We start from the raw sequence: 349 nt of genomic DNA on the forward strand, positions 1-349 counted from the left end.
CCGGGGCCCCCGCGCCCCGGCCGTGTGCTTCCGGGAGCCGCGGGCCCCCGGGACGGCTCACGTCTCGAAGCCCACGTTCTCCCAGACGATGTCGGACAGGCCCTGCGCGCCGATGTTGGCGAGGTTGGCGCGGGCGCCGTACAGCTGCGGCCGCTGGGAGCGCGGGAGCATCCCGGCGACCTTCCACAGATCGGCGTCGGCCTGGCTGCTGGCCTCGGAGGCGGTGGCGGCGTCGGGGGCGGCGGCGGCCCGGTCGAGGGCGGCGTCGACGGCCGCGCTGCCGGTGGCGGCGTGGTTGTTGCCGCTGTTCTGGGCGAAGCTGGCGCGGCTGCCGCTGGCCGGGAAGGGC

General features: G+C 77.9%; 1 pseudogene. It reads right to left on the reverse strand.

Going from position 1 to position 349, the window contains the following annotated elements:
- Positions 1–57: 57 nt before the first annotated feature.
- Positions 58–349, reverse strand: a pseudogene (locus PUR71_RS18670) (hypothetical protein); the annotation flags it as partial.

Source organism: Streptomyces sp. SP17BM10 (genome assembly GCF_036322405.1).
Classification (GTDB): Bacteria; Actinomycetota; Actinomycetes; order Streptomycetales; family Streptomycetaceae; genus Kitasatospora.